We start from the raw sequence: 26,163 nt of genomic DNA on the forward strand, positions 1-26,163 counted from the left end.
GTACCGGATGGGCCTCGCGCTCACCCCGGCTGCCGGGAGGGCAGTCGTCAGGCGCGCGAAGCGCGTCAAGCCCGCTGCCGCAAGGTAAGCAGGAATCTCCCGGCTTCAGCCGGGAGAGCACTTCAATGTTTCCCCGACTTCGCCGGCTGCCCGTACTGCTGCTCCTGACGCTGCTGCTGTTTCTGCTGCTCGGCCTCCTGCTTCGCCAGCGTGTGCTGCAAGAAGGACCACCCAACGCAGCCCGCGCACAGGACGGCCGCTATGACGATGCCCGCGAACACCTTCCCGAGCCGCTCGTCCGCCGTCCGCCGCACCCGCTGAGCGCCGAACAGCAACGCGTCCCTCGTCCTGCGCCGGCGCACCGCCACCGACTCCAGCAGCTGGCTGTCGTAATCCCGCACCATTTGTCGTCCGCCGCCTCAGTCATGGTCGGTTGGCCGCAAGTCATCGACTGCAACTGTGACTTCAGCTACTCCGCCGACGGCATGTGCCCCCCTACTTCACCTCTGCAACATAAAGCATCGGCCAGAAGGCAGTACACCCCAGGACTGCCAGGGCCGACGACGGGTGCAGTCGACCTGCCCGGTGCATCAGCGAGCGGCCAATCAGGCGGTCCTGACCCAACGTGTCCTCGATGCCTACGAGGCTACGCAGCGGGTTGACCGCGACCTCTGTTTGGCGCTTGAAGGCCGACGCTGGCGCGGGAGCTTGTGTACGCGTCAGCTCAGCATCTCTACACGGACATTGCTGAAGCCGCCGTGGTGCTGGACACGATGAACGCACGGGCGGTGGAGACGGACCTGGGGGATCAGGGCATGCAAGCGGCACTGACCGTCCTCTCAAGGCGGCTCTGTGTACTTGTGCGCCCCGGCCTGAGCGAGCAGCAATTGGCGGTCGGCGTTCGGTCGTTTCTCGCTCGAGTGGATGAAGCTCGCTGCCCTTTACCTGGAGGGTGTCGTGGAGGACATCCCGGAGGATCTCTACCCCTTGCCCGACGGGCTGGGTGCTGTTGTCACGGCTGGCTACGACAGCGAGGGATGACCCACCCCCTGGTGTTTCTTCGCGGCGATCTGCCCCTCGGGCTTCGAGTCGATCTCCTCGGCTTTTGCTTCGCGCTGGCCGTTGGCACCGAGTGCGGGGACTGTGTACCGGACGAGAACGGCCTGATCTACGTCGGTACGGAGGCCAGGCCGGTGTGCGGACCTGGGGCCGCGCTGCTCGGTTCCCTGATGGTCCAGCGCTTGGGGCGGCGTCCGGGGGACCGTGCCTTCACGATCCTCGGTCCACCGCAGCAGACCGCCCCGGGGCTGGAGCCAGCTGCTTGATCACGGGAAGGTTCTGCTGGGCGTCTGTGTCGGTAAGCGTCTCGTCGGGGTGCGCCGGCAAGCTCGTCGGCGGCTCGCCGGGAGCCGGATTCGCGGTGGTCGGCTCCCAAACGGCTCCCAAGATGGACCCAGAAACCACTCAGGGGCCCGATCCGCGATGCGGATCAGGCCCCTGACCTGGTGTTTCAGCTGTCGGGGTGGCGGGATTTGAACCCACGACCTCTTCGTCCCGAACGAAGCGCGCTGCCAAGCTGCGCTACACCCCGATTGTCGCGCGCGTCGCGGCGACATCGATTACTTTAGCGGACTCGGGGCCGGAGGCGAAATCCGGTTTCCGCGGCCCCGCAGGTGGGCCCCGCAGGTAGGGCCCCGCAGGTAGGGCCGGGCGTGGTCAGCGGTCGCGGGGGGTCAGGGTCAGGAGGGTCGCCTCCGGCGGGCAGGCGAAGCGGACCGGGGTGTAGCGGTTGGTGCCGCAGCCTGCCGATACGTGGAGGTACGAGCGGCGGCCGTCGGCGGAGTGGGTCGACAGGCCCCTCGCCCGGTCTGTGTCGATGTCGCAGTTGGTGACGAGCGCCCCGTAGAAGGGGACGCGGAGCTGGCCGCCGTGTGTGTGGCCGGCCAGTACCAGCGGGTAGCCGTCGGAGGTGAAGGCGTCGAGCGTGCGCAGGTACGGGGCGTGGACGACGCCGATGGAGAAGTCGGCCGACGGGTCCGGGCCGCCCGCCACCTCGGCGTACCTGTCCCGCTTGATGTGCGGGTCGTCGACGCCGGTGAAGGCGATCTCCAGGGCGTCGAGGCCGCCGAGCTTGAGCCTGCCCCGCGCATTGGTGAGGTTCACCCAGCCCGCCGCGTCGAAGCCGTCGCGCAGCCGCTCCCACGGGTTGTGTACGGCGCCGACGGCCGGCGGGTTGCCGTTGAGGCCGTACTTGCCCTGGGCCTTTTCCAGGAGGTAGCGGGCGGGGTTGCGGAGCTTGGGGCCGTAGTAGTCGTTCGAGCCGAAGACGTAGACGCCCGGGAACTCCATCAGCGGGCCGAGCGCGTCCAGCACCTCCGGTACACCGTCCGTGTCGGAGAGGTTGTCGCCCGTATTGACGACGAAGTCGGGGCGCAGGCCGGCCAGCGACTGGAGCCAGCGCTGTTTCTTGCGCTGTCCGCAGACCATGTGGATGTCCGAGACCTGGAGTACGCGCAGGGGCCGGGCACCCGGCGGGAGTACGGGCACGGTGAAGCGCCGGAGGCGGAACGAACGGGCCTCGAACCCGGCGGCGTAGGCGATGCCGACCGCGCCAACAGCCGTGATTCCTGCGGTGACTTTCAGGGGTACCCCGTAACGTGCGCGCATACGCCCATCGTCGCAGACGGTCCCCGCCCGCGAAATCGGCGGGCGCAAGCGGGTGCGTACCTGCCACACTTGCCCCATGACCACGCTCAAGTCCAAGCTCAAGGAAGACCTCACCGCCGCCATCAGGGCGCGCGACGAGCTGACCTCGTCCACGCTCCGGCTCACCCTCACCGCGATCACCAAGGAGGAGGTCGGCGGCAAGACGGCGCGCGAGCTCTCCGACGACGAGGTGCAGAAGGTGATCGCCAAGGAGGCGAAGAAGCGCCGCGAGGCTGCCGAGGCCTTCACCCAAGGCGGCCGTACGGAGTCGGCCGAGCGTGAGCTGGCGGAGGGCAAGATCCTCGACGCGTACCTGCCGCAGCAGCTGAGCGACGACGAGCTGAACGCCATCGTCGGGCAGGCCGTCGAAGAGGCGAAGGCCGCGGCCGCCGAAGGGCCGCGCGCGATGGGTGCGGTCATGAAGATCGTGAACCCGAAGGTGGCGGGACGCGCCGAGGGCGGCCGCGTGGCCGCCGCGGTGAAGAAGCTCCTGGCCGGCTGAGCAGCAGGTAGGCAGGCAGGCAGGCAGGCAGGCAGGTAGGTAGGTACGACGGAGGGGCGGCCGGTGGATTTCACCGGGCGCCCCTCCGTCGTCGTGCCTGACGCGTAACGCGCCCTACGGCCCGTTCCCGCCGCGTCCACCGCCGTTGCCGTGGCCGCCGCCGATCAGGTCCGGCGGGATCGAGATGTCGGGCCAGGGGTTGCCCCCGTCGTTGCCGCCGTCGCCGGGCTTGCCGTCGTCGTGGTCGCCCTCGTCCTCGTCGTCGCCCCTGTCCCGGCCACGGCCCCGGTCGCCCTTGTCCTTGTCGGGATTCGGGATGTGGACGGTGTTGAAGCCGGGCGCCGGCTTGCCGTCCAGCGCGCCGCTCATCGCGTCCTTCCAGATCGGCCCCGGGACCTGACCACCGAAGACCTTGTCGTGGTAGACGCCGCCGATGGTGATGTTCTCCATCGGGACCTGCTTGGCGCCGGCCGCGCCGACCCAGACCGCACCGGCCAGGTTCGGCGTGTACCCGACGAACCAGGCGTTGTGGCGCCCGTCCGTCGTACCCGTCTTACCGGCGTTGTCACGACTGGTGAGCCCCGCCTGCTGACCCGTACCGGAGTCGACCACACCCTTGAGCAGGGTGTTGATCGTGTCGGCCGTCTTCTCGGACATCGCCCGCGAGCACGTCGACCTGGGCACCGGGAGGTCCTTGCCCTGCGCGGTCACGACCGACTCGATGAAGACCGGCGTGCAGTACGTGCCGCGGTTGGCGAAGGTCGCGTACGCGTTCGCCATCGTCAGCGGCGACATGCCCTCCGTACCCAGCGAGATCGCGGGCACTTCCTTCAGCTTCTGCCCGTCGGCCTGGATGACGCCCAGCTTGCTCGCCATCTGCGTCACCGGGCAGATGCCGATCTCGGAGATCATCTGGACGAAGTAGGTGTTGACCGACTTCGCCATGGCCTCCTTCATGGCGTACGGCCCGACCTCCTGCTCGTTCTCGTTCTCGACCGTGTCCCCGGTGTTGACCCACGGCTTGTCGCAGGTCTCCACGGGGCTCGGGTACGGCATGTCGTACGGCGCAGAGTAGGTCTTCGTCGCCGGAATGCCCTGCTCTATGGCCGCGGCCGCCACGAACGGCTTGAAGGTCGAGCCGGTCGGGAAACCGTACGCCGATCCGCCCATGCTCTTGTTGGCGGAGAAGTTGATCGTCGTCTCGTTGCTCTTGAAGCCGTACGGCCTGGACTGGCCCATCCCGAGGACCTTGCCGCTGCCGGGCTCGACGAGCGTGACCGCCGTCGCGATCTTGTCGGACTGGTAGACGTGGTTCTTGATCGACGCCTGCACCGACTGCTGTGCCTGCGGGTCCAGCGTCGTACGGATCTTCAGGCCGCCCTGGTTCCAGACCTTGGCCCGGTCCTCCTTCGTCTTCCCGAAGACCGGGTCGGACAGGAAGACCTCGCGCACGTAGTCGCAGAAGAAGCCCGCGCCGCTGACGGCGGTGATGCAGCCGTTCTTCGGCCTGCTGACATTCAGCTTGATCGGCGTCGCCTTTGCCCGGTCCGCTTCGGCCTGCGAGACGTCACGGACGTCAGCCATGCGCTGGAGCACGGTGTTGCGCCGCTTGGTCGCCTCTTCCGAGTCATTGACCGGGTCGTAGCGGCTCGGCGACTGCACGATGCCGGCCAGCAGCGCGGCCTCCTCCAGCTCGAGGTCCTTGGCGGACTTGCTGAAGTAGCGCTTGGACGCGGACTCGATGCCGTACGCCTGCTGCCCGAAGAAGGTGATGTTGAGGTAGTTCTCGAGGATTTTCTTCTTGCCCAGCTCTTCCTCGACCTGGATGGCGTACTTGAGTTCGCGCACCTTGCGGCCGAGCGTCTGCTGGGTGGCCTGGGCGACCTTGGTGGGGTCGTCACCGGCCTCCTCGACGAAGACGTTTTTGACGTACTGCTGTGTGAGGGTCGACGCACCCTGCGAGACGCCGCCCGTCTGGGCGTTGCGGTTGACGGCGCGCAGCACACCCTTGAGGTCGATCGCCCCGTGGTCGTAGAAGCGCGCGTCCTCGATCGCGACGATCGCCTTCTGCATGTACGGGGAGATGTCCTTCAGGTCCACGACGGTGCGGTCACGCGAGTAGACCGTGGCGATCGAACCGCCCTGCGCGTCGAGGATGGTGGTGCGCTGGCTCAGCGGCGGCGTCTTGAGGTTGGCGGGGATCTCGTCGAACCCCTCGACTGTTCCCTTGGCCGCAAGGCCCAGCGCTCCGGCCGCCGGTAGTGCGATGCCCGCCAGCACGGCTCCGGAGAGCGCGGCGACACCGAGGAATTTGGCGGCCTGCTGGGTCCCGGTGAGACCCCCGCCCGAGCGCTTCTTTGGCATGGGGGCAGCCTAATCCGTTGTTGGCGGTGTTCCGATGAGCGGGTGCTTCTCGGGATGTTCGGGTACCAAGCCGTGACATCTCCAGGCAGCCGGGCCGGTGGCGTGACGTGCCGGACGTTTTGCTCAGGGCAGCGCCGGCAACCGACCATTCGAAGATGAGAACCGAAGTGCAGACGTTCGTCGCCGGCGGCCCGCTCCCCGATTGGGACGTGAGCGAAGAGGAGATCGACAGACGAGTCCAGCAGCTTGAGGCGATCTCCCGGCCGGTCACGGCGCAGGAGGCCCGGGCGTTGGTCGCATGCTTCGGTCCGGACGACTGTTACGGGGTCGCTTGGTCGCTGCTTCACCTCATCGAGAGTGGACCGAACCCCGTGCTCACCACCAAGCCCGCTCCCGATGCCAACGAATGGCACGACAGGCTCTGGAGGCGAGCAGTGAACGGCGGCCTCGTCCCGGGAGTCTTGACGGATTGACACCGTGAGGTGTCTACGTTCTCATTCGCCGGACACGCGTATATGCCTTGGCCTAAGCTGCTCCCAACTGTCACAGCAGTGCGGTTTCGCATCAAGCCCCCTGGCATCACCGGCATCACAACATCACCGGCGTCAAATCCCGTCAGTCCCGAAATCTGGCAGAGGCATGTCCGAATCAGCCTCATGCGTCACCGGGTTTCCGTTGTGGCCCATCCGAACTACCCCGGTTTGCCGGGTTGGTTACGTATGCCCTCGCCTCACTCCGTCGGGTGATCTGTCGCTTACGCATAGTCCGTTCGGGCCATTCAAGATTGGGCCCGAAGGGGGTGTTGCGCTGTGCCCACCTTCCGTAACGTCCTCAACTGGCAGCGGTGAATATGCCGCTGCCGCCGTGGGGGAGCCTCGATTCGGGAGAGGACGGCGCCGGTATGGGCTGGGTAACCGACTGGAGTGCGCAGGCAGCCTGCCGCACTACCGATCCGGATGAACTGTTCGTACAAGGAGCAGCGCAGAACAGGGCCAAGGCGGTGTGCACCGGATGTCCGGTGCGGACCGAGTGCCTGGCCGACGCGCTGGACAATCGCGTCGAGTTCGGCGTGTGGGGCGGCATGACGGAGCGGGAGCGGCGCGCACTTCTGCGCAGGCGCCCCACCGTCACCTCCTGGCGTCGGCTCCTTGAGACCGCCCGTACTGAGTACGAGCGCAGCACGGGCATTTTGCCCGAGGACGACGAGACTGGGGCGTACATCGAGTACGCGGCTGTGGGTTAGCCGGACGGGTTAGCCGGACGGGTTAGCCGGACGGCTTAGTCAGACGGGTCAAGCTCGGCGGCATCACTCGCGGCGAGCCGGTGAGCGATGGCCCGAAGCCCTGCGAGGTCGTGCACATCACCCGGCAGGGCGGCTACTTCGATCACCGCCACCTCGGGGTGGAGTGCGGTGAAGCGGTCGCGCGTTCGCTGTTCACGCGCGAGTACGTGCATGCGTTCGGCATGCAGGCGCAGCAGTCCCGCGGTCAACTGCTCGACAGTGTGCTCGACGGTGTGGATGGTGCGGGTTCCGCTGGGTGTTTCGCCGTGGCTCTGGCTCTCGGAGGTGGGGTCCGGTGCGGATTCGGCTTCGGGAGAGGGCGCCGAGGAGTCACGAACTCCAGCCTTCCCGGCCTCCTGATCCACAATGCGGCCCTCGTCAAGATTTTCTGCGGCGGCAAGTGCCCGCTCGGCCGAGAGCTGAGGGGCGCCGCTGCCGTGCACCCGGTTGAGTACGAGCCCGGCGAACGGCATCTCCTCCGCCGCCAGCCGCTCGACGAAGTACGCGGCCTCGCGCAGGGCGTCCCGCTCCGGCGCGGCGACCACCAGGAACGCCGTACCGGGTGCCTGGAGCAGCCGGTACGTCGCATCCGCACGCGAGCGGAAGCCGCCGAACATGGTGTCCATGGCGGCCACGAACGTCTGCACGTCGCGCAGCAGCTGGCCTCCCATCAGCTTGCTGAGGGTGCCAGTCATCATCGACATGCCGACGTTGAGGAACTTCATCCCGGCCCGGCCGCCCACCTTCGCGGGCGCCATCAGCACCCGGATGAACTTGCCGTCCAGGAACGACCCGAGCCGCTTCGGCGCGTCGAGGAAGTCCAGCGCGGAGCGGCTCGGCGGGGTGTCCACGACGATCAGGTCCCACTCGTCGCGGGCCCGCAGCTGGCCCAGCTTCTCCATCGCCATGTACTCCTGCGTGCCCGCGAAACCGGCCGACAGGGACTGGTAGAAGGGGTTCTCCAGGATCGCGCGGGCCCGCTCGCCGTCCGCGTGCGCCTCGACGATCTCGTCGAAGGTCCGCTTCATGTCGAGCATCATCGCGGACAGCTCGCCGCCGGCCGTCTCGTCTATGCCCTTCACCCGGCGCGGGGTGTTGTCGAGCTCGTCGATGCCCATGGACTGGGCGAGCCTGCGGGCCGGGTCGATGGTCAGCACGACGACCTTCCGGCCGCGCTCGGCCGCCCGTACACCCAGCGCCGCCGCGGTCGTCGTCTTGCCGACACCGCCCGCGCCGCAGCACACGATGATGCGGGTGGCCGGGTCGTCGAGCAGCGGGTCGATGTCCAGGGTGGGTGTCGCGTCCATGCTGTTGCCCATGCTGCTGTCCGTGGCACTCACGGTCATGAAGTTCCCCCAGGGGCGATACGGGTCCGCAGTTCCTTCGCCAGCCGGTAGAGCCCGGCGAGGTCCATGCCCTCGCCGAGCAGCGGCAGTTCGTACGTCGCCAGATCCAGCCCCGCCAGTACGGCGCGCTGCTCGCGCTCCAGCTCGACGCGCTGCGCGTGCTCCGCGGCCTGTTCGAGCAGCGGGTCCACCAGGCGCTCCGCGAGGCCGCCGCGGCGTGCCCCGCCCAGGCCGGCCTGGGAGAGCGCCTTGGTGACGGCGGTGCGCTGCTCACCGGCCGCGGTGCGCAGGGCGTCCTCGTCGAGGAGGTGCGGGCGGACCATGTTCACGATGACGTTGCCGACGGGCAGCTCGGCGGCGTGCAGCTCGGCGATGCCGTCGGCGGTCTCCTGGACGGGCATTTCTTCAAGCAGCGTCACCAAGTGGACGGCCGTCTCCGGTGACTTGAGTACGCGCATCACCGCCTGCGCCTGATTGTGTATCGGGCCGAACTTGGCCAGGCCCGCCACCTCGTCGTTCACGTTCAGGAAGCGCGTGATCCGGCCGGTGGGCGGTGCGTCCATCACGACGTAGTCGTACGCGTAACGGTTCTGCTTGTCCCGGCGGCGCACCGCCTCGCACGCCTTGCCGGTCAGCAACACGTCTCTGAGACCCGGCGCGATGGTGGTCGCGAAGTCGATCGCGCCGAGCTTCTTGAGCGCGCGGCCGGCTCCTCCGAGCTTGTAGAACATCTGGAGGTAGTCGAGAAGCGCGCGTTCGGCGTCTATCGCGAGGGCGTACACCTCCCCGCCGCCCGGTGCGACAGCGATCTTCCGCTCCTCGTACGGAAGTGCTTCCGTCTCGAAGAGCTGCGCGATCCCCTGCCTGCCCTCGACCTCCACGAGGAGGGCGCGTTTGCCCTCCGTCGCGAGGGCGAGCGCGAGTGCCGCGGCCACCGTGGTCTTTCCGGTACCGCCTTTTCCGCTGACGACCTGGAGCCTGCTCACGTCTTTGAGCCTAACCAGTCGGTGCCCGGGCTACGCAGGAGGTGTCTGTGGCAGGCACTACAGTCGGCGTATGACCAAGTGGGAATACTCGACCGTGCCCCTTCTCGTGCACGCGACCAAGCAGATTCTGGACACCTGGGGCGAGGACGGCTGGGAGCTCGTCCAGGTCGTCCCCGGACCGAACAACCCCGAGCAGCTGGTGGCCTACCTGAAGCGGGAGAAGCAGGCATGACCGGTGTAGTCGAGGCGAAGCTCGCCGAGCTCGGCCTGACGCTGCCTGAGGTCGTGCCGCCGATCGCCGCGTACCAGCCGGCCGTGCAGTCGGGCGTGTACGTCTACACCGCGGGCCAGCTCCCGATGGTGGAGGGCAAGCTTCCGTGCACCGGCAAGGTTGGCGCGGAGGTTACGCCCGAAGAGGCCAAGAACCTGGCGCGTACGTGCGCGCTGAACGCCCTGGCGGCCGTCAAGTCGGTCACCGGTGACCTGGACCGCATCGCGCGTGTCGTTAAGGTCGTCGGCTTCGTCGCCTCCGCCGCGGACTTCACCGGCCAGCCGGCCGTGCTCAACGGCGCGAGCGAGCTGCTGGGCGCGGTGCTCGGCGACAAGGGCGTGCACGCGCGCAGCGCGGTGGGAGTGGCTGTGCTGCCGCTCGACGCGCCGGTCGAGGTTGAGATTCAGGTCGAGCTCGCTTCTGCGTGACGACCGGGTCGCGGCCCCTGACCTCGGTGCTCTCGAACATCCGACCGGGAGCGGATAGCCTCCGGCCATGTCCAATGGTCAGTGGTACCCGCCCGAGTGGCCGGACCGGATCCGCGCCCTCGCCAATGGTGAGCTCACCGCCGCGCCCCCCAAGCGGGCCGCCACCGTCATGCTCCTTCGGGACACGGCCGGCGGCCCCGCCGTCCACATGCTGCGCAGACGCGCCTCCATGGCCTTCGCCGGAGGCGCGTACGCGTACCCGGGCGGGGGAGTGGATCCGCGCGACGACGACCACCAGGTGGGCTGGGCGGGCCCGTCGTTGGACGACTGGGCTGTTCGCCTCGGCGTGGACCGCGCATCGGCGCAGGCCATCGTGTGCGCCGCGGTGCGCGAGACGTACGAGGAGGCCGGTGTGCTCCTCGCGGGCCCGACGGCCGCCACGGTGGTCAGCGACACCACGGGTGACGAGTGGGAGGCGGACCGCCGGGCGCTGGTGGCCCGCGAGTTGTCCTTCGCGGACTTCCTCCAGCGCCGGTCCCTGGTGCTGCGGTCCGATCTGCTGGGCGCGTGGGCGCGCTGGATCACCCCCGAGTTCGAACCCAAGCGGTACGACACGTGGTTCTTCGTGGCCGCGCTGCCGGCCGGCCAGCGGACCCGCAACGCCTCGACGGAGGCGGACCGCACGGTGTGGATCAGCCCGGCGGAGGCGGCGGCGGGCTACGACAAGGGCGAGCTGCTGATGATGCCGCCGACGATCTCGACGCTGCGTACGCTCCAGCCGTACGCCACGGCCGCCGAGGCCCTCGCGGGCGCGGCGAAGCAGGACATGACGCCGGTCCTCGCGCGGGCGCGGCTGGTCGGCGACGAGGTGGTTCTGAGCTGGCCGGGCCACGATGAATTCACGAAGCGGATCCAGAGCACAGGAGGCACCGCATGACCGACGCCGCCGCGCTTCCCGGACAGCCCCGTGGCGGGGTGCTCTCCGGGCCCGCCACCGCACGTGCCGTCAACGTCCTCGCCCCCAACGCCTCCGCGATGACTCTGGACGGCACCAACACCTGGATCGTCTCCGAGCCGGACTCGGAGCTGGCGGTCGTCATCGACCCGGGTCCGCTCGACGACGTACACCTGCGGACGGTGATCGACACCGCGGAGAAGGCGGGCAAGCGCGTCGCGCTGACCCTCCTCACGCACGGGCACCCCGACCACGCGGAGGGCGCGGCACGGTTCGCCGAGCTGACGCGTACGTCCGTACGGGCCCTGGACCCCGCGCTGAGGCTCGGGGACGAAGGGCTCGCGGCGGGGGACGTCATCACCACCGGGGGCCTGGAGATGCGCGTGGTGCCGACGCCGGGGCACACCGCCGACTCGCTGTGCTTCCACCTGCCCGCCGACCGGGCCGTATTGACGGGGGACACCGTCCTGGGGCGCGGCACGACGATGGTGGCGCATCCGGACGGGCGGCTCGGCGACTACCTGGATTCGCTGCGGCGGCTGCGTTCCCTGGCGGTCGACGACGGGGTGCACACCGTGCTGCCGGGGCACGGGCCCGTACTGGAAGACGCGCAGGGCGTGGTCGAGTACTACCTGGCCCACCGGGCGAACCGGCTGGCGCAGGTGGAGACGGCCGTCGAGAACGGGTACGTCAGCGCGTCGGAGATCGTCGCCCACGTGTACGCGGACGTGGACCGGTCACTGTGGCCTGCGGCCGAGCTGTCGGTGCGGGCGCAGCTGGAGTATCTGCGGGAGCACGGCCTGATCTAGTCAGGCGTCACTTGCGCTTGAACTGGTCGGTGGGGATGGGCACGGTGGATCCGTCCTCAAGGTGGAGGGTGACAGTCTCGCCGTACTTGAAGGACTCACGAGCCGCGTAGTCGGTGCCTCGTGGGCGGGTGAGCAGGGTGCACTCGCCCCGGAACGGATCGATGATCAGGTAGATCGGCACGTTGTAGCGGGCGTACTGCTCGACCTTGAATTTGTAGTCGTTCGGATCGTCCTTGGTGGAGACGATTTCGACAGCGGCCAGTATGTCCTCGTACGAGTAAGGCTCCTTCGCGCCCTCCGCCAGGATCGTCACGTCAGGCACACGGTCGGGGTCGCCAGGGAACTTGATCAGCACGTCGGAAATGAGCCGAGACTGTTCGATGCCGGCCGTCCGCGCCGCCGCCTGCACATCGAAGATCGTCCAGCTCTGCACATTGCTCTGCGGCGTCATCACGACATGGCCCCCCACGACCTCGACCTTGAAGCCTTCGTGCTCCTTGGCGATCTGCTCAGCCTTGTGCCGCAGCAGGTCATCCATGACGCTCATCGCTGCCTCCTCGCTCGTCACCGACCGTATGCGCAGAATAGCCCCGACCACTGACATCGGGCCGGAAACGAGGAAGGGCCACCCCACCAGGGACGGCCCTCCAGCGTCGTACAGGCTCGTACTAGCGCGAGCGCTTCGCCAGGCGCTCCACGTCCAGCAGGATCACGGCCCGCGCCTCCAGGCGCAGCCAGCCGCGGCCCGCGAAGTCCGCGAGGGCCTTGTTGACCGTCTCGCGGGACGCGCCGACCAGCTGGGCCAGCTCTTCCTGCGTCAAGTCGTGAACGACGTGGATGCCCTCCTCGGACTGCACACCGAACCGGCGCGACAGGTCGAGGAGCGCGCGGGCGACACGGCCCGGCACGTCGGAGAAGACCAGATCGGACATCTGGTCGTTGGTCTTGCGCAGCCGGCGGGCGACGGCGCGGAGGAGGGCCGTGGCCACCTCCGGGCGGACGTTCAGCCAGGGCTGGAGGTCGCCGTGGCCGAGGCCGAGCAGCTTGACCTCCGTCAGGGCGGTTGCGGTGGCGGTGCGCGGGCCCGGGTCGAAGAGCGACAGCTCACCGATCAGCTCGCCGGGGCCGAGAACGGCCAGCATGTTCTCGCGGCCGTCGGGGGAGGTGCGGTGGAGCTTCACCTTGCCCTCGGTGACCACGTACAGGCGGTCGCCCGGGTCGCCCTCGTGGAAGAGGGCGTCGCCGCGAGCGAGCGTCACCTCACTCATTGAGGCGCGGAGCTCCGCGGCCTGCTCGTCATCGAGCGCCGCGAAGAGCGGGGCGCGCCGCAGAACGTCGTCCACGAGTTCTCTCCTTGTCGACCTGCTCATCACGGGAACCGTGGTCACCATGATGCCGGACGGTAAAACAGTGCGATCAATCACAAGTTTGACGTACCGGCGTGCCCGACCGTGCGGCAGGGGGCCGATTGGGGTGGCAATTGGCTGTGACCGGGCCAGATGTCAGTGCCGGGCTTTAGGCTGGCCGGGTGTCCAAAACGCCGGTGACAGCGCAGCCCAAGGGGGCCGGACAGGTGACTGAAGGCCGTAATTCCGCTGTGGGCGAACAAGTTCCGACGCAGCCAAAGAAAGCTGCAAAAGAGGTAAAAACGGCCACGCGGTCGAGTGCCGCGAAGGCTGCCAAGCCCGCCACGGCTGCCAAGCCCGAGTCGCGCCTGGCCATGGTCCGCCGCGCCCGCCGCATAAACCGCGAGCTGGCCGAGGTCTATCCGTACGCCCATCCCGAGCTCGACTTCGAGAATCCCTTCGAGCTGCTGGTCGCCACGGTCCTCTCCGCCCAGACCACCGACCTGCGGGTCAACCAGACGACCCCTGCCCTCTTCGCCAAGTACCCGATGCCGGAGGACATGGCGGCGGCCGACCCCGAGGAGCTGGAGCAGCTGATCCGGCCGACGGGCTTCTTCCGCGCGAAGGCCCGCTCGCTGATCGGACTGTCCGCCGCTCTCAGGGACAACTTCGGCGGCGAGGTACCCGGCCGTCTGAAGGACCTCGTCACGCTGCCCGGCGTCGGCCGCAAGACCGCCAACGTGGTGCTGGGCAATGCTTTCGGCGTCGCCGGGCTCACCGTCGACACGCACTTCGGGCGGCTCGTACGTCGGTGGAAGTGGACCGACAGCGAGGACCCGGAGAAGATCGAGGCCGAAATCGCCGCGATCTTCCCGAAGACCGAGTGGACGATGCTCTCACACCGGATCATCTTCCACGGCCGCCGCGTCTGCCACTCCCGCAAGCCGGCCTGCGGCGCCTGCCCGATCGCGCATCTGTGCCCGTCCTACGGCGAGGGCGAGACGGACCCGGAGAAGGCGAAGAAGCTCCTCAAGTACGAGATGGGCGGCTACCCGGGACAGCGGCTGAAGCCGCCGCCCGGCTATCCCGGAGCGCCGGCGCCGCCGCTGGGGGCCGCCGAGTGACGGGGGCGGCGCGCGGTCGCGCGGAACGAACGGGCCCGGTTCGGGCGTTGTGACGACGGGGGTGCCTATGACGCGTGGGAGCGAGACATACGACGGCCGGACGACCGGGACGGCTGCCGGTACGGCCGGGGTGGCTGGGGTAGCCGGGACCGCAGAGGCGGCCGGCCTGTCCGAAGTCGCCGTGACGAGCCGTGGGCTGCCCCCGTGGCTCGATCCGGTGGCCGACGTCGCCCGGTCCGTACGCCCCGAGCAGCTCAGCCGTTTCCTGCCGCCGGAGAGCGGCGCCGGACGCCAGTCGGCCGTACTGATTCTCTTCGGCGAGGGCGAGAAAGGTCCTGAGCTGCTGCTCATGGAGCGGGCGGGAAGCCTCCGCTCGCACGCGGGGCAGCTGAGCTTCCCCGGCGGCGCCCTCGACCCCGCCGACGGTGATCCGGAGACGACGGGCCCGCTGCGCGCCGCGCTCCGCGAGGCCGAGGAGGAAACCGGACTCGATCCCTCCGGCGTCCAGGTCTTCGGCGTACTGCCCCGCCTCTACATCCCCGTCAGCAACTTCGTCGTGACGCCCGTCCTCGGCTGGTGGCGCGAGCCGAGCCCCGTCGGCGTCGTCGATTCGGCTGAGACAGCGAGCGTCTTCACGATCCCCGTGGCGGATCTCACGGATCCGGCCAACCGCGTGACGAGCGTGCACCCGCGCGGGCACAGCGGCCCGGCGTTCCTGGCGGGACCCGCTCTGGTCTGGGGTTTCACGGCCGGCGTGATCGACAAGATTCTTCACTACGCAGGATGGGAGCGGCCCTGGGACCGCTCCCGGCAGGTCCCGCTCGACTGGCACGCGTGACAGGGTGGCCTCGTGAACGTCCTGGACATCTTGTTGCTGGTCGCGGCGGTGTGGTTCGCGATCGTCGGGTACCGACAGGGATTCGTCGTCGGCATTCTGTCGGTGATCGGCTTCCTCGGCGGTGGCATCGTCGCGGTCTATCTGCTGCCGTTCCTGTGGGACCAGCTGACCGACGGATCGGAGGTCAGTTCGACGGCCGCCGTCGTCGCGGTCATCGTCGTGATCGTGTGCGCCTCGGTGGGCCAGGCCTTCACCACCCACCTCGGCAACAAGCTCCGCAGATACATCACCTGGTCGCCGGCCCGCGTCCTGGACGCCTCGGGCGGCGCCCTCGTCAACGTCGTCGCGATGCTCCTGGTCGCCTGGCTGATCGGCTCCGCTCTCGCCGGCACCTCGCTGCCCACGCTGGGCAAGGAGGTCCGTAACTCCAAGGTGCTGCTCGGCGTCTCGCGGGTGATGCCCGACCAGGCGAGCATGTGGTTCACGGACTTCACGTCCGTCCTCGCGCAGAACGGCTTCCCGCAGGTCTTCAGCCCCTTCTCCAACGAGCCGATCACCGAGGTCCAGGCCCCGGATCCGGCGCTCGCCGGCAGCCCGGTCGCCGCCCGCGCCAAGAAGTCCATCGTCAAGGTCGTCGGTACGGCGCAGAGCTGCGGCAAGGTCCTCGAAGGCACCGGCTTCGTCTTCGACAAGCGCCGTGTCATGACGAACGCGCACGTTGTCGGCGGCGTCGACGAACCGACCGTGCAGATCGGCGGCGAGGGTCGCCGCTACGACGCCACGGTGGTGCTCTACGACTGGGAGCGCGACATCGCCGTACTGGACGTGCCGAACCTCGACGCCCCGGCGCTCCAGTTCACGGACACCGACGCCCGCAGCGGCAACGGCGCGATCGTCGCGGGCTTCCCGGAGAACGGCGCGTACGACGTCCGGTCCGCCCGCGTCCGCGGCCGGATCAACGCCAACGGCCCCGACATCTACCACCGCGGAACGGTTCAGCGCGATGTCTACTCGCTCTTCGCGACCGTCCGGCAGGGCAATTCGGGCGGCCCGCTGCTGACGCCCGACGGCAAGGTCTACGGCGTCGTCTTCGCCAAGTCCCTCGACGACGCCGACACGGGGTACGCCCTGACGGCCGACGAGGTCCGCGAGGACATCCGCCTCGGCCGCGCCGCCAACCAGCAGGTCGACAGCCAGGCATGCGCGCTCTGACAGGCACGCACTGACAGGAACGCACTGAGAGGCCGGATCACCATCACATGCGTCTGACGATCCTCGGCGGCGGCGGCTTCCGCGTTCCCCTCGTGTACGGCGCGCTGCTGCGCGACCGCGCCGAGGGCCGTGTCACCCACGTCACCCTCCACGACGTGGACCAAGCCCGCCTGACGGCCATCGGCCGTGTTCTGGCCGACCAGGCCGACGGTGTACCGGACGCGCCGTCCGTGACCGTGACCACCGACCTCGACGACGCCCTGGGCGGCGCCGACTTCGTCTTCTCAGCCATCCGGGTCGGCGGCCTGGAAGGCAGGGCCGCCGACGAGCGCGTCGCACTCGCCGAAGGCGTCCTGGGCCAGGAGACGGTCGGCGCGGGAGGCATCGCGTACGGATTGCGTACGGTCCCGGTGGCCGTCGACATCGCGCGACGCGTGGCGCGGCTCGCGCCCGACGCCTGGGTCATCAACTTCACCAACCCGGCCGGCTTGGTCACCGAGGCCATGTCCCGCCACCTCGGCGACCGCGTCATCGGCATCTGCGACTCACCCGTGGGCCTCGGCCGCCGCGTCGCCCGCGTGCTGGGCATCGCCGACCCGGCGCGGGCGCGGCTCGACTACGTCGGACTTAACCACCTCGGCTGGCTGCGGGGGGTGTACGCCGACGTCGAACCCGGCCGCGACAACCTGCTCCCGGCCCTCTTCGACGACGAGAGTGCGCTGACCTCCTTCGAGGAGGGCCGCCTCTTCGGAGCCGAGTGGCTGCGCTCGCTCGGCTCCGTTCCCAACGAATACCTGCACTACTACTACTTCAACCGCGAGACGGTCGCCGCCTACCGCGAGGCGAAGCAGACCCGCGGCGCCTTCCTCCGCGACCAGCAGGCGCGCTTCTACGAGGACATGGCGGACCGTACGTCGGCGTCCGGCGCCCTGGCCGCGTGGGACCGTACGCGCGCCGAGCGCGAAGCCACCTACATGGCGGAGAACCGGGAGGCAGCGGGCGCGGGCGAGCGCGCCGCCGACGACCTGGAGTCCGGTGGCTACGAGTACGTCGCGCTCGCCCTGATGCGGGCCATCGCCCGCGACGAACGCGCCACCCTCATCCTCAACGTCCGCAACCGCGGCACCCTGTCGCTGCTCGACGAGGCAGCCGTCATCGAAGTCCCGTGCCTGGTCGACGCGACCGGCGCCCGCCCCGTCGCCGTATCACCGCTGACCGGCCATGAGGCGGGCTTGGTGGCCGCGGTCAAGGCGGTGGAACGGTGCGTTCTGGAAGCGGGGGAGAGCGGGTCGGCGCGGGCAGCGGTGAAGGCGTTCGCCCTGCACCCGCTCGTCGACTCGGTCGGGGTGGCACGGAAGCTGCTCGACGGCTACCGGAGCGCGCACCCCGGACTCGATTACCTCAAGTCCGGGGCTCGGTAGCTTCGGTCGATTCGGAGCGTCAGTAGTTTCCGTAGCTTCAGTCGCGAGGGTGACGCAGCCGCGCCGAGACCCAGCGGGCACGGCGGCGGAGGATGCGTGGGATCCCGATCGCGCGGGAAGGCGGGCCGTGGCCCTGATCCTGCGGACCGCCCCCTTCGTGGGTGCTCAGCGCTGTGGCCGAGCGGCGGTTGCGTGCTGCGTCACCGTAGTCGTGCGTCCAGCCCATACCCCGACGTTTGCCCGTGCCCCAAGGTCCGTAATCGCGTCGGGGACAGCCAATTGGCCTATGCGTCAGGCAATTGGCTGTTCGTAGGACAAGCGTTCATGCGGGCGTCAGTGGTCGGTGGCCGACGCTCACCGGTCGGGCTCGGGATCCTTCAGCCAGTTGACCAGCTCGGTCGAGAAAGCCGCCGGATCCTCCTCGTGCGGGAAGTGGCCGAGACCGTCGAACAGCCGCCACCGGTACGGCGCTTCGACGTACTCGCCGGAACCCGCCGCGCTGCGCGTACGCATCACCGGGTCCAGCGATCCGTGCAGATGCAGCGTCGGCACCCGTACCGGCCGCTTCATACGCCGGTTGAACTGGATGCCGTCCGGCCGCGCCATCGACCGCACCATCCACCGGTACGGCTCGACCGAGCAGTGCGCCGTCGACGGAATCGACATCGCACGCCGGTATACGTCGACGTCCTCGTCGTCCGGCAGCCGCGGCCCCGACCATTCCCGGACCAGCCGGCCCACCAACGCCGCGTCGTCCGCCATCAGCTGACGCTCGGGCAGCCACGGCCGCTGGAAGCCCCAGACGTACGATCCGGCCCGCGTCTGCGACAGGTCGGAGAGCATCGCCGAGCGCCAGCGCCGGGGATGCGGCATCGACGAGACCACGAGCCGGCGCACCAGCTTGGGCCGCATCACGGCCGCCGTCCACGCCAGGTACCCGCCCAGGTCGTGCCCGACGAGCGCCGCGTCCGGCTCGCCGAGCGAGCGCACCACGCCGGTGATGTCGAGCGCGAGGTTCGCCGGGTCGTAACCCCGCGGCGTACGGTCGCTGCCGCCCACGCCCCGCAGGTCCATCGCGACGGCCCGGAACCCGGCGTCGGCGAGCGCGGTCATCTGGTGCCGCCACGTCCACCAGAACTGCGGGAAACCGTGCAGCAGCAGCACGAGCGGCCCGTCCCCGACTTCCGCGATGTGGAAGCGCGCGCCGTTGGCCGCGACATCGCGGTGGGTCCACGGGCCGTCGGGGCGTACGACAGAAGCGGAAGCGAGAGCCGGAGCCGGAGCCGGAGCAGGGGCTGGAGCAGAGGCGGGAGCAGGAGCGGTCGCGCCGGAGCCGGAATCTGGGACGGTCATGTGGACGAGCGTGCCACAGCCACTGCCTTGTCACCGACCCGGCGCGGATGAGGCTTGACGCCCTGGAGTACGGCTGCCGTCTGCTTGGCCGAGGCGATGCTCTTCTCCGGCGGCTTGACCTTCTTGAACTTCAAGACGGCGATCAGCGCCAGCAGGCCCGCCAGCAGCAGAAACGCTCCGCCGACGATCAGGAAGGACCAGGCGAGCCCGAGCCCCAGGTTGTGGATGCCGTACGACGCGGCGAAGCTCAGCACCGGCAGCGAAAAGAGCGCGAACACCCCCGCGACACCAATGGCCGTACCGCCCATGCCGACGCGCTTGGCGTCCTGCCGCAGCTCGGCCTTGGCCAGTGCGATCTCGTCGTGCATGAGTGCGGACATCTCGGCGGTCGCCGATGCGACCAACTGGCCGAGGCTGCGGTCGACGCTGTCGGCTGTCGCCGTGCGGGCGGGGTCGCTCATAGCTCTCTCCCTCTTCATACGTCTTCTACGTGTAGTACGTGTACTACGTCTGCTGCGTTTTCTGGGGCTTGATCTGATGTCGAATCATGCCGGACTGTCGTCCTTGCCGCTGGAAGCCCTCGCGAGTTCCGCCAGCTTGCGGTGCTCCGCGGCCTTCTCCTCGTAGATCGCGGCCATCCGCAGGTGGTACTCGGGCTGGTCGAGCTCGTAGATGTCCGGAATGCCGTCCCGGTCCTCGTCGCGCTCCTCGTCCTCGACCATCGCGCGGTACTTGCGTACCCGCAGCTTGAGCAGAATCCCGGAAAGTACGGCGGCGATCAGCGACCCGAGGAGTACGGAAGCCTTGACCTGGTCGGTCAGCTCGGCGTTCCCGGTGAAGGCCAGTTCGCCGATGAGCAGCGAGACCGTGAAGCCGATGCCCGCCAGCGAGGCGACGGCGAAGACGTCGGGCCAGGCGAGGTCGTCGTTGAGCTCGGCCCTTGTGAAGCGGGCCGCCAGCCACGTACCGCCGAAGATGCCGACGGCCTTGCCGACCACCAGGCCGAGGACGACGCCGAGGGTTTCGGGCCGGGTGAATACGTCGCCGACCGCCTTGCCGGAGACGGTGACCCCGGCGGAGAACAGCGCGAACAGGGGCACGGCGATCCCGGCCGAGATGGGTCGTACGAGGTGCTCGATGTACTCGCCGGGGGAGTGCGCCTCGCCGTTCTCGTCCCGGGTGCAGCGCAGCATCAGGCCCATCGCGACACCGGCGATGGTGGCGTGGACGCCGCTGTTGTACATCAGGCCCCAGATCACCAGGGCGAGCGGTACGTAGAGGTACCAGCCGCGCACGCGTCCCCGCAGCAGCAGCCAGAAGACGGCCAGACCCACGACCGCGCCGCCGAGTGCGAGGAAGTTGAGGTCGCTGGTGAAGAAGATGGCGATGATCAGGATCGCGAACAGGTCGTCGACGACGGCCAGAGTGAGCAGGAAGGCGCGCAGCGCGGACGGCAGCGAGGTGCCGATGACCGCGAGGACGGCGAGCGCGAAGGCGATGTCGGTGGCGGTCGGGACCGCCCAGCCGTCCAGGGACCCGTCCCCGGTCACGTTGACCAGGACGTACACGAGGGCCGGCGCCACCATGCCGCTGAGGGCGGCGATGACGGGGAGCGCGGCGGCCTTGGGGTCGCGGAGTTCGCCGGCGACGAGTTCGCGCTTGAGCTCGATGCCCGCGACGAAGAAGAAGACGGCGAGGAGGCCGTCGGCGGCCCAGTGCTGGACGGAGAGGTCGAGGCCGAGGGAGGCGGGGCCGATGTGGAAGGCGCGTACGGACTCGTAGCTGTCGCTGAGTCCGGTGTTCGCCCAGATCAGCGCCACTATCGCCGCGATGAGGAGCAGTACGCCGCCGACGGTTTCGGTGCGCAGCGCGTCCGCGACGTACGTGCGCTCGGGCAGGGAGAGCCGTCCGAGGAACTTGCGGGGGCCGGGCGCGGTCGGCGGGCCGGGCGGGGACGGCGGCGTGGTCGGGCGGGGCGCGGTCACGGGGTGGAACCTCCGGTCGGTGGGCAGCATGGAGCACATTGCCGACCAGACTTCCCGGCACACCTCTGGAGTTTTGACGCGTTCCTTACGCGAACAGACACTCTACCGGGGGCATGCAAGGGCGTAATCCGGTGAACCGTCACTTTACGAACAAAAATGAGCAGAACGGGCACCCGGCGCGGGGAGCCGGGTGCCCGTTCTGTGCGTGTACTGACGCGGTCGTCAGTCCTCGCTGGACGCGCTCGGGAGCTTTGTCTGGATCAGGTCCATCACCGAGGAGTCGGTGAGTGTGGTGACATCGCCCAGTTGCCGGTTTTCTGCGACGTCCCGCAGTAGCCGCCGCATGATTTTGCCGGAGCGGGTCTTGGGCAGTTCGGCCACCGGGAGGATCCGCTTGGGCTTCGCGATCGGGCCGAGGGTGGCGCCCACGTGGTGGCGGAGCTCGGCGACGAGAGTGTCCGTTTCGGACGCCGTACCGCGCAGGATCACGAAGGCGACGATGGCCTGACCGGTCGTCTCGTCGGCCGCGCCGACAACTGCCGCCTCGGCGACCGACGGGTGGGACACGAGCGCCGACTCGACCTCGGTGGTCGAGATGTTGTGGCCGGACACCAGCATCACGTCGTCGACCCGGCCGAGCAGCCAGATGTCGCCGTCGTCGTCCTTCTTGGCGCCGTCGCCCGCGAAGTACTTGCCGGGGAAGCGGGACCAGTACGTGTCGATGAAGCGCTGGTCGTCCCCCCAGATCGTACGGAGCATGGAGGGCCAGGGCTCGGTGAGGACGAGGTAGCCGCCGCCCCCGTTCGGGACCTCGTTCGCCTCGTCGTCCACGACGGTCGCGCTGATGCCGGGCAGCGCGCGCTGGGCGGAGCCGGGCTTGGTCTCGGTGACGCCGGGCAGGGGCGAAATCATCATCGCGCCGGTCTCGGTCTGCCACCAGGTGTCCACGATCGGCGTCTTGCCGGCGCCGATGTGCTCGCGGTACCAGATCCATGCCTCGGGATTGATCGGCTCGCCGACCGAACCGAGGATGCGGAGACTGCTCAGGTCGAACTTGGCGGGGATGTCGTCTCCCCACTTCATGAACGTGCGGATCGCGGTCGGCGCGGTGTAGAGGATCGTGACGCCGTACTTCTGGATGATTTCCCAGAAGCGGCCCTGGTGCGGGGTGTCGGGCGTGCCCTCGTACATGACCTGCGTCGCGCCGTTGGCGAGCGGCCCGTACACGATGTACGAATGGCCGGTCACCCAGCCGATGTCGGCCGTGCACCAGTAGACGTCGGTCTCCGGCTTGAGGTCGAAGACGGCGTGGTGGGTGTACGCGGCCTGGGTGAGGTAGCCGCCGGAGGTGTGCAGGATGCCCTTCGGCTTACCCGTCGTGCCGGACGTGTAGAGGATGAAGAGCGGGTGTTCTGCGCCGAAGGCCTCGGGGGTGTGCTCGGCGGACTGACGGCCGACGATTTCGTCCCACCACACGTCGCGGCTGTCGTCCCACGCGGTGTCCTGACCCGTGCGGCGTACGACCAGAACGTGCTCCACCTGCGGGCACTTGGCGACGGCCTCGTCGATGGCGGGCTTGAGGGCGGTGGGCTTGGTGCGCCGGTAGCCGCCGTCCGCGGTGATGACGAGCTTGGCGTCGGCGTCCTGGATCCGGGAGGCGACGGCGTCGGCCGAGAAGCCGCCGAAGACGACCGAGTGCGCGGCTCCGATGCGGGCGCAGGCCAGCATCGCCACGGCGGCCTCGGGAATCATCGGCAGATAGACGGCGACCCGGTCGCCCTTCTGTACGCCCAGCTCTGTAAGGGCGTTGGCGGCGCGCGAGACCTCGTCTTTGAGCTCGGCGTAGGTGATCGCGCGGCTGTCGCCGGGCTCGCCCTCGAAGTGGATGGCGACGCGGTCGCCGTGGCCCGCCTCGACGTGGCGGTCCACGCAGTTGTACGCGACGTTGAGCTCGCCGTCGGCGAACCACTTCGCGAACGGCGGGTTCGACCAGTCCAGCGTCTCGGTCGGCTCGGTGGCCCAGGTGAGCCGCCGGGCCTGCTCGGCCCAGAAGCCCAGCCTGTCTGCCTCGGCCTGCTCGTACGCCTCCGCCGTGACGTTGGCGTTCGCGGCCAGCTCGGCAGGCGGCGCGAAGCGGCGCTCCTCCTTCATGAGGTTGGCCAGGCTTTCGTTGCTCACGACATCTCCCATTCCCAGGGCGTCCGATGTGTCCCGTGCCCTAGCTCATCAGGCCCGTGCCCGGGTGACAAGAGCCTTCCGGGAATTGGTTTAGACCTGTGAGCTGCGGCTGGGCCGCATCCGGTCCGGTCCGGTGTTGGCGGCGGCGGTGGCCGCGGTGACTGCGGTGCGGCGTACGGCCCCTCCTCGCAGGGCGGTGCGGGGAGGGGCCATACGGTCTCACGGACGCGGAGGCGGATCGGTTCAGGCGCGCGACTCTTCAAGTGAGCTTTCTGGGCCTTCAGAGCCATCCGAGCCTTCAGAGCCATCCGAGCCTTCTGGGCCTTCCGCGTCGGACGGGCCGACCCGGTCGAAGACCTCGCAGGTCTCGCCGATCCGCATACTGTCCTGGAGCAGATACGCCTGGGCCTCGCCGACATGGAAGTACATGCCGTGCAGTTCGAGCGTGCCCTCGGCTAGCCGCCGCCGTACCGCCTCGTGCGTACGCAGATGCTCCAACTGCTGGACCACATTGGTCAGGCAGAGCTGCTCGATCGCATCGGCCGGCAGCCGCCCCGAGATCCTCGCCCAGGAGTGTTTCCTGCTCCTCATCCGCTCCAGGCTGGGCGCACCGTGCCGCAGCCAGCGCCGCAGTGGCGTCTGGGCGTCGTCCGGCGGAGTGTTGAGCGGAGTGTTGATCGGCGTATTGAGCAGGGCCTGCATCGCGCCGCAGCCGGAGTGGCCGCAAACGGTGATGGACTGGACCTTCAGTACGTCCACGGCGTACTCGATGGCCGCCCCGACCGAGTCGTCCGTGCTCTCCGCACCGGGCGGCGGGACCAGATTGCCGACGTTGCGTACGGTGAAGAGGTCACCGGGGCCACTCGACGTGATCATGCTCGTGACCAGCCGGGAGTCGGCGCACGTGATGAACAGCTGCGACGGCGTCTGCCCCTCACGGGCGAGCCGGGCCAGCTCGTCACGCACCAGTGGCGCCGTGTTGCGCTGGAACGCGCTGAGCCCGGTGGCGAGTTGGCCCGCACTGCCGGCCGTCGAGCCCGGCCTGACGGCCGAGGGGGCGGTGGCATGGTCGTCACAGTGGTGGTTGCGCCAGGGTGTCCACGGCCGGCAGCAGGTGTGGGCGGACTGCGTGGAGCGGGCGGGACCGGCCGAGTCGGCTGAGCCGGCGAAATCGGGGTAGGCGAAGTCGGCCAAGTCGGGAGAACCCGGGCCGGAGGCCGGTCCGGTGAACCGGTGGCCCGAGCGTCCGGTGATTTCCACCCGGCCGCCTTGCGCGGCATGGGCGTCCTTCCAGTCCTGGAGCGTTTCGTACGCCGCGTGGTCCATGAAGGAGCCGTCCAGCTCGACGACCGCGTCGGCCCCGTGGGGCACCTGGTTCAGGGCGCGGCTCAGCCGGGGCACGGCCAGGAAGGTCAACTGGCCGCGCACCCTGATGTGATGGACGCTGTCGGCCGTCGTCTCCGTGGTGACATGTGTCTTGGCCAGCCGGTGGAGCGCGACGGCGACCGCCACCCCGATCCCCATCGCCACACCTTCCAGTACACCGAGGAGAACGACTCCGGCGACCGTCACCACGTAAACCAGCATCTCCCGGTGGCGGGAGGCGCTGCGGATGTGCGCGACGCTCACCATCTGGAAGCCGATGACCATCACCAGCGCGGCGAGCGCGGGCAGCGGGATCAGATCGATGACCGGCACCAGGAAGAGCGCGGCAAGAACGATCCACACTCCGTGCAGCATCGTGGAGTGCCGGCTGACCGCGCCTGCCGACACATTGGCGACGCTGCGTACGGCGACACCGGCGACCGGAAGTCCGCCGAGCGCCCCGGACACGATGTTCGCGGCGCCCTGGCCCGCCAGTTCGCGGTCGAGGTTGGAACGCGTCCCTTCGGCCGGCGGCGTCTTGCGGGCGGACACCAACTTGTCGACGGCGACAGCCGACAGCAACGACTGCACGCTCGTGACCAGCGTGACGGTGAGCACGGCCGCGGCGATGCCGAGCACCGGCCCTTCCGGCAGCTCCGGCAGCGCATGACTGCTCCAGGACGGCAGGTCGACGCGCGGCACCTTCATCCGGGTCAGCGCGGCGAGCGCGGCACCGGCGAGCACCGCGACGAGGGCGGCCGGGACCTGGTGGGCGATCCGGCCCGTACGCCCGGGAATGTGCGGCCACAGGAGCAACACGGTGACGGTGAGCGCGCTGACCAGGATTGCCGGTCCGTGCAGGTTGGCCAATTGAGCGGGCATGCCCCGCACGTTGTCGACGGCGGAGCTCTGCGGGGTGCCTCCCAGGACGATGTGCAGTTGGGAGAGGGCGATGGTGACGCCGATGCCGGCCAGCATGCCGTGCACGATCGCCGGGCTGACGGCGAGGGCGGAACGGGCCACGCGCACTGCGGACAGTACGAGTTGGGCGAGGCCGGCGAGGACGGTGATGGCGCAGGTCGTGCGCCAGCCGTACTGCTGGATCAGGTCGGCCGTGACCACCGTGAGGCCGGCGGCCGGTCCGCTGACCTGGAGGGGAGCGCCGCCGAACAGGCCGGCGACGAGGCCGCCGACGGCGGCGGCGACCAGGCCGGCCTGGAGCGGAGCGCCGGTGGCCAGGGCGATGCCCAGGGAAAGCGGCAGCGCGATCAGGAAGACGGAAATCGAGGCGGACATGTCCGCTCCCGCGATACGGAAGCGGCGCCGGTGGCCGTCACCGGTCGGCGGACTGTGCGGACGCTCGGATCGGGATGCGCCGGTGGCGCTCGAAGAGTGGTCGGTGCGGGTGGGGACGCAGGCAGACATGGTTCCCGTCTCCTCCGGGGCAGCGCGGTCGCGGAATGTGGGACGCGGCCGTGGGTCACGGCGTGCAGTGGCGGGATTTTCAACTCTCAGTAAATGAATGGTAATGCAGAGTAAAGAACGAAGGGTGCAATTGGGTCCAAATGGGCCAGCGTTTCACCCGTACTGGTGAATAAGGAATTTAAGCGGCTTGTCATATCTATCCCTCCGCTAGGCCGTGCGAGGTTTGCCGCGCTGTGTCGGCACTGCAGCGCACGAAACCTGACGGAA

General features: G+C 69.1%; 26 protein-coding genes and 1 tRNA gene. 12 read left to right on the top strand and 15 right to left on the bottom strand.

Annotation, left to right across the window (positions count from 1 at the left end):
• Positions 1 to 122 precede the first annotated feature (122 nt).
• A complete protein-coding gene (locus J7E89_RS25620) occupies positions 123 to 404 on the bottom strand; it encodes a hypothetical protein (protein WP_214976801.1) in 282 nt (93 codons plus the stop codon).
• Positions 405 to 1,037: 633 nt separating this feature from the next.
• On the opposite strand from J7E89_RS25620, the gene J7E89_RS41050 reads away from it, so the two are divergent.
• Positions 1,038 to 1,325, top strand: coding sequence for a hypothetical protein (locus J7E89_RS41050; protein ID WP_251061077.1), 288 nt, complete (start codon positions 1,038 to 1,040; stop codon positions 1,323 to 1,325).
• A gap of 192 nt (positions 1,326 to 1,517) precedes the next feature.
• Here J7E89_RS41050 and J7E89_RS25630 read toward each other — a convergent pair.
• Both J7E89_RS25630 and J7E89_RS25635 read right to left on the bottom strand, forming a co-directional pair.
• Positions 1,518 to 1,591 (bottom strand) — tRNA-Pro (locus J7E89_RS25630).
• 125 nt (positions 1,592 to 1,716) lie between these two features.
• A complete protein-coding gene (locus J7E89_RS25635) occupies positions 1,717 to 2,667 on the bottom strand; it encodes a metallophosphoesterase (protein WP_214976802.1) in 951 nt (316 codons plus the stop codon).
• A gap of 76 nt (positions 2,668 to 2,743) precedes the next feature.
• Here J7E89_RS25635 and J7E89_RS25640 point away from each other — a divergent pair, with 76 nt between their 5' ends.
• Positions 2,744 to 3,208 carry a GatB/YqeY domain-containing protein gene (locus J7E89_RS25640; protein WP_214976803.1) on the top strand — a complete coding sequence of 155 codons (465 nt, stop codon included), beginning with the start codon at positions 2,744 to 2,746 and terminating at the stop codon, positions 3,206 to 3,208.
• Positions 3,209 to 3,322: 114 nt separating this feature from the next.
• On the opposite strand, the gene J7E89_RS25645 is transcribed toward J7E89_RS25640, so the two are convergent.
• Positions 3,323 to 5,572: a transglycosylase domain-containing protein gene (locus tag J7E89_RS25645; protein WP_214976804.1), complete on the bottom strand. Its 2,250-nt coding sequence runs from the start codon at positions 5,570 to 5,572 to the stop codon at positions 3,323 to 3,325.
• A 155-nt stretch (positions 5,573 to 5,727) separates the two neighbouring features.
• Between J7E89_RS25645 and J7E89_RS25650 the strand changes: the two genes are divergently transcribed.
• Positions 5,728 to 6,045: a hypothetical protein gene (locus J7E89_RS25650; RefSeq protein WP_251061078.1), complete on the top strand. Its 318-nt coding sequence runs from the start codon at positions 5,728 to 5,730 to the stop codon at positions 6,043 to 6,045.
• Positions 6,046 to 6,473: 428 nt separating this feature from the next.
• A complete protein-coding gene (locus tag J7E89_RS25655) occupies positions 6,474 to 6,815 on the top strand; it encodes a WhiB family transcriptional regulator (RefSeq protein ID WP_028810436.1) in 342 nt (113 codons plus the stop codon).
• A 35-nt stretch (positions 6,816 to 6,850) separates the two neighbouring features.
• Here J7E89_RS25655 and J7E89_RS25660 read toward each other — a convergent pair whose 3' ends face one another.
• Positions 6,851 to 8,200 (bottom strand): ArsA family ATPase, encoded by a 1,350-nt coding sequence (locus J7E89_RS25660; protein ID WP_214976805.1) that lies wholly within the window; start codon positions 8,198 to 8,200, stop codon positions 6,851 to 6,853.
• Positions 8,197 to 9,186, bottom strand: a complete 990-nt coding sequence (locus J7E89_RS25665) for an ArsA-related P-loop ATPase (RefSeq protein WP_214976806.1) — start codon at positions 9,184 to 9,186, stop codon at positions 8,197 to 8,199. Before J7E89_RS25665 ends, J7E89_RS25660 begins: the two co-directional genes overlap by 4 nt.
• A gap of 70 nt (positions 9,187 to 9,256) precedes the next feature.
• Between J7E89_RS25665 and J7E89_RS25670 the strand changes: the two genes are divergently transcribed.
• The 4 genes from J7E89_RS25670 (at position 9,257) to J7E89_RS25685 (ending at position 11,649) form a co-directional block, all read left to right on the top strand.
• On the top strand, positions 9,257 to 9,418 hold the full coding sequence (locus J7E89_RS25670; protein WP_019355547.1) for a DUF4177 domain-containing protein: 162 nt from the start codon (positions 9,257 to 9,259) through the stop codon (positions 9,416 to 9,418).
• Complete coding sequence (locus tag J7E89_RS25675) at positions 9,415 to 9,885, top strand: RidA family protein (protein WP_214976807.1); 471 nt, start codon at positions 9,415 to 9,417, stop codon at positions 9,883 to 9,885. Before J7E89_RS25670 ends, J7E89_RS25675 begins: the two co-directional genes overlap by 4 nt.
• 67 nt (positions 9,886 to 9,952) lie before the next feature.
• Positions 9,953 to 10,822, top strand: a complete 870-nt coding sequence (locus J7E89_RS25680; RefSeq protein WP_214976808.1) for an NUDIX domain-containing protein — start codon at positions 9,953 to 9,955, stop codon at positions 10,820 to 10,822.
• A complete protein-coding gene (locus J7E89_RS25685; RefSeq protein WP_214976809.1) occupies positions 10,819 to 11,649 on the top strand; it encodes an MBL fold metallo-hydrolase in 831 nt (276 codons plus the stop codon). The genes J7E89_RS25680 and J7E89_RS25685 overlap by 4 nt, the downstream gene beginning before the upstream one ends.
• A gap of 7 nt (positions 11,650 to 11,656) precedes the next feature.
• Here the strand turns inward: J7E89_RS25685 and J7E89_RS25690 are convergent, their stop codons facing one another.
• Together J7E89_RS25690 and J7E89_RS25695 are read right to left on the bottom strand one after the other, a co-directional pair.
• A complete protein-coding gene (locus J7E89_RS25690; RefSeq protein WP_214976810.1) occupies positions 11,657 to 12,196 on the bottom strand; it encodes a Uma2 family endonuclease in 540 nt (179 codons plus the stop codon).
• Positions 12,197 to 12,317: 121 nt separating this feature from the next.
• Positions 12,318 to 12,992 (bottom strand): Crp/Fnr family transcriptional regulator, encoded by a 675-nt coding sequence (locus J7E89_RS25695; protein WP_123460131.1) that lies wholly within the window; start codon positions 12,990 to 12,992, stop codon positions 12,318 to 12,320.
• 254 nt (positions 12,993 to 13,246) lie between these two features.
• Here J7E89_RS25695 and nth point away from each other — a divergent pair, with 254 nt between their 5' ends.
• From nth to J7E89_RS25715, 4 genes are all read left to right on the top strand, one after another.
• The gene (gene nth / locus J7E89_RS25700) at positions 13,247 to 14,119 is read left to right on the top strand and encodes an endonuclease III (protein WP_374196886.1); all 873 of its coding nucleotides are present in this window, start codon (positions 13,247 to 13,249) and stop codon (positions 14,117 to 14,119) included.
• Between the two features lie 67 nt (positions 14,120 to 14,186).
• On the top strand, positions 14,187 to 14,957 hold the full coding sequence (locus J7E89_RS25705) for a CoA pyrophosphatase (RefSeq protein ID WP_214976812.1): 771 nt from the start codon (positions 14,187 to 14,189) through the stop codon (positions 14,955 to 14,957).
• A 12-nt stretch (positions 14,958 to 14,969) separates the two neighbouring features.
• Entirely contained in the window at positions 14,970 to 16,169 is a 1,200-nt protein-coding gene (locus J7E89_RS25710) for a MarP family serine protease (RefSeq protein ID WP_214976813.1), read from the top strand.
• A 47-nt stretch (positions 16,170 to 16,216) separates the two neighbouring features.
• Entirely contained in the window at positions 16,217 to 17,590 is a 1,374-nt protein-coding gene (locus J7E89_RS25715; RefSeq protein WP_214976814.1) for a 6-phospho-beta-glucosidase, read from the top strand.
• A 37-nt stretch (positions 17,591 to 17,627) separates the two neighbouring features.
• Here the strand turns inward: J7E89_RS25715 and J7E89_RS41055 are convergent, their stop codons facing one another.
• The 7 genes from J7E89_RS41055 to J7E89_RS25740 all read right to left on the bottom strand — a co-directional run bounded on the left by J7E89_RS41055 (position 17,628) and on the right by J7E89_RS25740 (position 25,896).
• Positions 17,628 to 17,816, bottom strand: coding sequence for a hypothetical protein (locus J7E89_RS41055; protein WP_251061080.1), 189 nt, complete (start codon positions 17,814 to 17,816; stop codon positions 17,628 to 17,630).
• Between the two features lie 128 nt (positions 17,817 to 17,944).
• Positions 17,945 to 18,943 (bottom strand): alpha/beta fold hydrolase, encoded by a 999-nt coding sequence (locus tag J7E89_RS25720; RefSeq protein WP_214976815.1) that lies wholly within the window; start codon positions 18,941 to 18,943, stop codon positions 17,945 to 17,947.
• The gene (locus tag J7E89_RS25725) at positions 18,940 to 19,404 is read right to left on the bottom strand and encodes a phage holin family protein (protein ID WP_214976816.1); all 465 of its coding nucleotides are present in this window, start codon (positions 19,402 to 19,404) and stop codon (positions 18,940 to 18,942) included. The genes J7E89_RS25720 and J7E89_RS25725 overlap by 4 nt, the downstream gene beginning before the upstream one ends.
• Before the next feature lie 84 nt (positions 19,405 to 19,488).
• Positions 19,489 to 20,967 carry a Na+/H+ antiporter NhaA gene (gene nhaA / locus J7E89_RS25730; protein WP_214976817.1) on the bottom strand — a complete coding sequence of 493 codons (1,479 nt, stop codon included), beginning with the start codon at positions 20,965 to 20,967 and terminating at the stop codon, positions 19,489 to 19,491.
• A 183-nt stretch (positions 20,968 to 21,150) separates the two neighbouring features.
• Entirely contained in the window at positions 21,151 to 23,118 is a 1,968-nt protein-coding gene (acs, locus tag J7E89_RS25735) for an acetate--CoA ligase (RefSeq protein WP_214976818.1), read from the bottom strand.
• A gap of 78 nt (positions 23,119 to 23,196) precedes the next feature.
• Positions 23,197 to 23,319, bottom strand: a complete 123-nt coding sequence (locus tag J7E89_RS41885) for a hypothetical protein (RefSeq protein ID WP_285439286.1) — start codon at positions 23,317 to 23,319, stop codon at positions 23,197 to 23,199.
• A gap of 30 nt (positions 23,320 to 23,349) precedes the next feature.
• The gene (locus J7E89_RS25740; protein WP_214976819.1) at positions 23,350 to 25,896 is read right to left on the bottom strand and encodes a bifunctional SulP family inorganic anion transporter/carbonic anhydrase; all 2,547 of its coding nucleotides are present in this window, start codon (positions 25,894 to 25,896) and stop codon (positions 23,350 to 23,352) included.
• Positions 25,897 to 26,163: the final 267 nt, after the last annotated feature.

It is taken from the genome of Streptomyces sp. ISL-100, from assembly GCF_018614615.1.
Classification (GTDB): domain Bacteria; phylum Actinomycetota; class Actinomycetes; order Streptomycetales; family Streptomycetaceae; genus Streptomyces.

What these genes read in the sequence shown, in the direction of transcription:
- J7E89_RS25685 (WP_214976809.1), top strand. Translation starts at nt 10,819, where the DNA reads ATGACCGACGCCGCCGCGCTTCCCGGACAGCCCCGTGGCGGGGTGCTC.
- J7E89_RS25740 (WP_214976819.1), bottom strand. Translation starts at nt 25,896, where the DNA reads ATGTCTGCCTGCGTCCCCACCCGCACCGACCACTCTTCGAGCGCCACC.
- J7E89_RS25670 (WP_019355547.1), top strand. Translation starts at nt 9,257, where the DNA reads ATGACCAAGTGGGAATACTCGACCGTGCCCCTTCTCGTGCACGCGACC.
- J7E89_RS25690 (WP_214976810.1), bottom strand. Translation starts at nt 12,196, where the DNA reads ATGAGCGTCATGGATGACCTGCTGCGGCACAAGGCTGAGCAGATCGCC.
- acs (WP_214976818.1), bottom strand. Translation starts at nt 23,118, where the DNA reads ATGGGAGATGTCGTGAGCAACGAAAGCCTGGCCAACCTCATGAAGGAG.
- J7E89_RS25645 (WP_214976804.1), bottom strand. Translation starts at nt 5,572, where the DNA reads ATGCCAAAGAAGCGCTCGGGCGGGGGTCTCACCGGGACCCAGCAGGCC.
- J7E89_RS25635 (WP_214976802.1), bottom strand. Translation starts at nt 2,667, where the DNA reads ATGCGCGCACGTTACGGGGTACCCCTGAAAGTCACCGCAGGAATCACG.
- J7E89_RS25705 (WP_214976812.1), top strand. Translation starts at nt 14,187, where the DNA reads ATGACGCGTGGGAGCGAGACATACGACGGCCGGACGACCGGGACGGCT.
- J7E89_RS25660 (WP_214976805.1), bottom strand. Translation starts at nt 8,200, where the DNA reads ATGACCGTGAGTGCCACGGACAGCAGCATGGGCAACAGCATGGACGCG.
- J7E89_RS25675 (WP_214976807.1), top strand. Translation starts at nt 9,415, where the DNA reads ATGACCGGTGTAGTCGAGGCGAAGCTCGCCGAGCTCGGCCTGACGCTG.
- J7E89_RS41055 (WP_251061080.1), bottom strand. Translation starts at nt 17,816, where the DNA reads ATGGGCTGGACGCACGACTACGGTGACGCAGCACGCAACCGCCGCTCG.
- J7E89_RS25720 (WP_214976815.1), bottom strand. Translation starts at nt 18,943, where the DNA reads ATGACCGTCCCAGATTCCGGCTCCGGCGCGACCGCTCCTGCTCCCGCC.
- nhaA (WP_214976817.1), bottom strand. Translation starts at nt 20,967, where the DNA reads ATGTGCTCCATGCTGCCCACCGACCGGAGGTTCCACCCCGTGACCGCG.
- J7E89_RS41050 (WP_251061077.1), top strand. Translation starts at nt 1,038, where the DNA reads ATGACCCACCCCCTGGTGTTTCTTCGCGGCGATCTGCCCCTCGGGCTT.
- J7E89_RS25640 (WP_214976803.1), top strand. Translation starts at nt 2,744, where the DNA reads ATGACCACGCTCAAGTCCAAGCTCAAGGAAGACCTCACCGCCGCCATC.
- J7E89_RS25620 (WP_214976801.1), bottom strand. Translation starts at nt 404, where the DNA reads ATGGTGCGGGATTACGACAGCCAGCTGCTGGAGTCGGTGGCGGTGCGC.
- J7E89_RS25650 (WP_251061078.1), top strand. Translation starts at nt 5,728, where the DNA reads ATGAGAACCGAAGTGCAGACGTTCGTCGCCGGCGGCCCGCTCCCCGAT.
- J7E89_RS25655 (WP_028810436.1), top strand. Translation starts at nt 6,474, where the DNA reads ATGGGCTGGGTAACCGACTGGAGTGCGCAGGCAGCCTGCCGCACTACC.
- J7E89_RS25680 (WP_214976808.1), top strand. Translation starts at nt 9,953, where the DNA reads ATGTCCAATGGTCAGTGGTACCCGCCCGAGTGGCCGGACCGGATCCGC.
- J7E89_RS25725 (WP_214976816.1), bottom strand. Translation starts at nt 19,404, where the DNA reads ATGAGCGACCCCGCCCGCACGGCGACAGCCGACAGCGTCGACCGCAGC.
- J7E89_RS41885 (WP_285439286.1), bottom strand. Translation starts at nt 23,319, where the DNA reads ATGGCCCCTCCCCGCACCGCCCTGCGAGGAGGGGCCGTACGCCGCACC.
- J7E89_RS25715 (WP_214976814.1), top strand. Translation starts at nt 16,217, where the DNA reads ATGCGTCTGACGATCCTCGGCGGCGGCGGCTTCCGCGTTCCCCTCGTG.